Origin of the sequence: Rhizobium sp. TBD182 (genome assembly GCF_001950375.1) — a bacterium.
GTDB lineage: Bacteria > Pseudomonadota > Alphaproteobacteria > Rhizobiales > Rhizobiaceae > Agrobacterium > Agrobacterium tumefaciens.
The window spans coordinates 106,161-110,621 of the sequence record NZ_BDLN01000010.1 but is presented as its reverse complement, the minus strand read 5'-3'; the positions used below and the strand labels follow the sequence as shown (position 1 = coordinate 110,621).

The window sequence follows — 4,461 nt, the reverse complement described above, 5'->3', positions numbered from 1 at the left end:
ACAGAAAATAAATTAGCCGACTAACTAAAAAAGGCCGCACGTGGCGGCCTTTTCTTTGGTCTGCCCTGAGGCTCATCTGAGCGGCAGGCCTTGCAGCGGCCAAACGAGCGTGGCGAAGACGACGAGCAGCACCATGAAGGGCACGACCAGCACCATAGCGAGCCGCAACAGGTCGGCCTGGCCGAAGGGTCGGGGGGCCATCGTGCCGAACAGCGCCACCGGCTTGGCGGAGACCATCAGTGTCTGGCAGAAGCCGCTTGCGAGCGTCACCACCATCACGAGATTGAGCGGATCGACGCCGAGGGCCGCGAGCGGCAGGGCAAGGGCTGGAATGAGCACTGTTACCCGCGCGGTGCGCGACGTGATGACGAGATGGGAGAGGGTCGCGACGATGGCGGCAAACCCGATGACGAGAGCGGGCCAGGCTGCGATGCTGTTGCCGGCAAGGCCAACCACCCGTTCGGCCAGCACGTTCGCTGTTCCGGTCTCTATCAGGGCTTCACCGATGACAAGCGTGCCGGCGAGGAACAGCAGCAGGTTCCATTCTACGCCCTTGAGCGCGGCCTTGAGCGGCAGGCCGGAGACCCGTTCGGTCGCCAGCAGCAGAGCGGCGGCGATGCCGATAAGCGGCATGCCGATCCCGTGCAGGGGCTGGGCGGCGAAGAGCACGATCATCGCGCCGGTGATGGCGAGAACGGTCCATTGCTGGCGCGTCAGCGATGTCGGGATATCAGCTTCAGGACGTTGCGCGATGGTCATGACGCGTTCCTCGCGGGTGAGAAAAAACCTCAGCAGCACGGCACAGGCCTGGAGCGAGCAGAGAAGGGAGAAGGGGCCGGCAAGTGCGATCCAGTCGAGGAAATCGGGGCTTTGGCCACGTAACCGCTCTATCATCCCGGTCGCGACAAGGTGGGCACCAGCGCCGATCAGCGACGCTCCGGCGGAGAGAAGGATGACCGAGGGGAAGAGGAGTGCGAGCGCGCGGTTGATCCGTGCATTATCGATCGCCGCCGCAAGGCCGAGATAAACCGGTGCGAGCATGGCGGCACGCGCTGACGTCGAGGGAATGATAAAGGCGGTTGCGAAGATCAGGAGCGTCACCGTCCAGAACAGGCCCCGAACGGTGGCAAGTCGGGTGAGTAACCGGCGGATGATCTGCTCGATCACCCCGACCTGTCTCAGCACGCCGGCCACCACGAAGGCCGCCAGCATCAGCCAGACGATATCATTGCCGAGCGAGCGATAGAGCACGTCCTCATCGATCGCGCCGACGAGCGGCAGCAGGGCAGCACCCGCCAACGCCACGGGCGTATCCGGCAGGTCGAGGATGGTCCAGGCGGTGATCGTCGCCACGAAGACGGCGAGCGTCAGCCGCATGTTCATGGTGAGGCCGTCGATCGCGAGAAAGATCAGTATGGCGCTGAAAGCCAGCACGATCACTGCTACGATCTGCTTGACGCGGGCGAGCGGCATGCTCGGCTCCAGCATCGGGGACGGTTCCCCACGCCGATCGGCGTGGGGTCCGGGAGGGGTGATTGCGTAAAGGGCCATGATCGCCCTCCTTTCGGTCTTGCAGGTTGCTATCTCAATCGTCGTCGGACGACGAATTGGAGGAAGAATTCGAACTTGAATTGCTCGAAGAATTGGACGAACTGTTTGAGCTGGAGTTGCTCGACGAATTGGAGCTGCTGTTGGAGTTCGAGTTGCGGTTGGAGTTGGAATTCCGCGAGGAATTTGACGAGCTGTTGGAGTCGCGGTTCGAGCTCCAGCCGCCGCGGCGATCGTCGTCGCGGTCGCGGCTGTAGCGGGCCTGGCTCGCCTTGCTGGAGCGCGTCATCTTCTGCAGGAAGCGGTAAACCGGGTCGTCGGCGACGGCGGGCGCGGGGGCTGCGGCGCCGACCACCAGGAATGCGCTCAAGATTGCGATGACCTTCTTCATGGTGTTTCTCCTTTGAGTGACAGCCTCGTTGGCTGCGAAGGAGAAACGGTGGCGGGCGAATCCTATTCCCGATAAAATCGAAATAATTTCAATAGGATAATCTCCCTCTTTGGAACCTGCGGCATTGCCGCCGCTGCGGGGCGCAGCGACGGCCAAGGCGATTTGTCCGGCTTAGACCCTATCGTTGGGCGCGGGCGAACTTGCGATACCAGCCGTCGGCGGCGAGTGTCTTGCGCAGGATCGTCTTGCGCACCACGCTCTCCGGCGCGCTTTCGGCACGAATGTCCGCGTCGAGATCTGAGGTATCGCGGCGGAAGGGGATGACCTGGACGATCGGCGTGCCGCGTTCCAGTATATGCAGGCCGTCCTCGCCGATGGCGAAGAAGGGGAAGTGGATTTCCGACTGGTAGGTATCGGTATCGACAACACCGGCGACGACCTCGAAGACACCGTTCGACCGGTTGAGTGGTGGCACGAACAGGCAGCTCCAGCCAGGCGGTGTGCGGATGGTCCAGTAATTGTGGAACTTGCAGGGCGGCAGCGGCTCGCGGGGATTGCCGGCGACCTGGTGGCTGGCATGGTTGCTGACCAGCGTGCGATCGAAATCCCAGCCAAAATCGACTGTTTTGCCGCTGTCAGAGATTTCCATGCGCACGCTTGCCGCAAGCCCGATCACCCAGCCCGTCGCCATGGCGTCGAGAAAGGGCATGCAGCGCTTCACGGTGATGCCGCTGTTGGTGGGCGAGACCTGCGCCTCGTCGACAGCGGGCAGTTTGCGGAACCAGTCGGGCAGCGCCGTCCTGGCGCGCACCGGCGGCGGGATGACACCCTCGTCCTCCTCGCGGCAGAGAAAGGTCAATCGGGGCTGCGGCTTCTTCAGAAGGGCGAGTGCCATCGCTGTTCTCCTTGTAGTGCGATGCGAGAGGAACGGCGATGGAAGGAGCTTATTCCGGGGCGACCAAAAAATTTCCCATAAAAAACGTGGTCAGGTGACGCGATAGAGCTGGACCGACCGCTGGGGCGCGCATGATGTTGCCCGTTGCCTCGAGGTCAAGCCGCACGGCCTTCATCCACCAGCCTGCTTTCTGTCGCCCTGGAAAGCCGTCTCCGACACGAATGGCAGCAAAGCCTCTGTTCCTGGGCGATGGTCATACTGTTCAGCAAGGGGGAGAAAAGTCTCGCGCATCACGACGTATTTCGTGCGGTCGAGCCGTTCGTGCCACCCCGGATGTGGGCTTTTCGACCTCGATCCTCTCAGACAGCAAGTTGTTGCCAGGCGACTGCATCCACGAGCGGGTCGACCGGGATTGCAGCGGAGGCGCCTGACAACGGTGTCAGGGCGCAAGCGCCTCGCGCTCTTCCTCGGGGGAAAGTGGTGAGCCGGCATGGATGGAGGCGAGATATGCGTCGATCGTTTCCTGCGAGGAGGCCGGCACGTAACCGTCCGCCTGCGGGGTTGTCAGCGCAAGCCGCGTCTCCCAGCCGCCGTCCTGGCGGCAGGCGACGGTGAGGGTACTGCGTGCAGGCTGCTTCAGCTCATATTCACGGCAGAGTTCGCCGCGGTCATCACGAAAGGTGGCAACGACACGCAATACCGTGCCGGAAGTATCAAGCGGCAAATTCTTGCCGGATGTTTCGCGATCGAGGGCAGCGGAGATCTCTGAAGCCGTCCCTGTTTCGGAGACCCCCATGCGGCCCGCGGTAAAGCCGACCACACCGGTGATCACCGCAAGGAGACTGGCTGCAATCGGCATGAGCCAGCGCCGTGCTGATGGCTGCACACGCTGTTGCGGCCTTTGCCGAAACGAGACGACATTGTCCTTCGGCGCTGCAGCTTGCTGCCGGGCCTCCTCCGCCATGCGACCCACCGACGCGAGGAGCTCCGCTGGCACCGGTTCGTCGATCAGCGGTTTCATCGCATCGCCCACCAGCTGACGGCTGTCGAGGAAGACGGCAAGCCGTTCGGCAAGCGCGTCATCGGTTGCAAGCGCTTCCTCCAGCGCAAGGCTCCGCACCGCGTCCAGCTCGCCATCGGCAAACGCCATCAATGTCTCGTCGTCGAAATCCATTTTATTCATAGAACGCTGCCTTTCGTATCTGGCGAACGTCTTTCGCCAAAACTTATTCCCGTCAGCTCCATGAGATTCTTCCGCGCACGCGCCAGCCGGCTCATCACAGTGCCGATCGGGATGGAGAGCACGTCAGCTGCATCGCGGTAGCTGAAATCCTCAACGCAGACCAGCACCAGCACTTCGCGCTGCTCATCCGGCAGTTTCTGCAGGGCGGTGATGACCGCGGCAAGATCCATCCGAGCATGGGTAGCAGCCTCGCCGGAGGGCACGGACACATCGCGTGCCTCGTCCATATCGTCATGTGGGCCGGCGGTCTTCTGGCGGCGGAGATGATCGATCCAGAGGTTGCGCAGGATACGGAACATCCAGGCATCGAACCGGCTGTCGGGCGCAAAACTGTCCGCGCCCAGGATCGCCCGCTCGCAGGCGGCCTGTACAAGATCATCCGCA

Annotated in this window: 6 protein-coding genes; all 6 read right to left on the bottom strand. The window is 62.6% G+C overall.

The genetic code is table 11. The features are described from left to right. Positions 1–72 precede the first annotated feature (72 nt). On the bottom strand, positions 73–1,551 hold the full coding sequence (locus T18_RS22950; protein WP_233285002.1) for an SLC13 family permease: 1,479 nt from the start codon (positions 1,549–1,551) through the stop codon (positions 73–75). A gap of 34 nt (positions 1,552–1,585) precedes the next feature. Next, entirely contained in the window at positions 1,586–1,939 is a 354-nt protein-coding gene (locus T18_RS27040) for a hypothetical protein (RefSeq protein WP_046205663.1), read from the bottom strand. Positions 1,940–2,117: 178 nt separating this feature from the next. After that, positions 2,118–2,834, bottom strand: a complete 717-nt coding sequence (locus T18_RS22940; RefSeq protein WP_038497031.1) for a DUF6065 family protein — start codon at positions 2,832–2,834, stop codon at positions 2,118–2,120. Between the two features lie 49 nt (positions 2,835–2,883). Next, on the bottom strand, positions 2,884–3,009 hold the full coding sequence (locus T18_RS28295; RefSeq protein WP_410118148.1) for a hypothetical protein: 126 nt from the start codon (positions 3,007–3,009) through the stop codon (positions 2,884–2,886). A 264-nt stretch (positions 3,010–3,273) separates the two neighbouring features. Then, positions 3,274–4,017, bottom strand: coding sequence for an anti-sigma factor family protein (locus T18_RS22935; RefSeq protein ID WP_038497028.1), 744 nt, complete (start codon positions 4,015–4,017; stop codon positions 3,274–3,276). After that, positions 4,014–4,461, bottom strand: a 448-nt coding sequence (locus T18_RS22930) for an RNA polymerase sigma factor (protein ID WP_323455254.1), incomplete at its 5' end; no start/stop codon positions are given. The genes T18_RS22935 and T18_RS22930, both read right to left, overlap by 4 nt.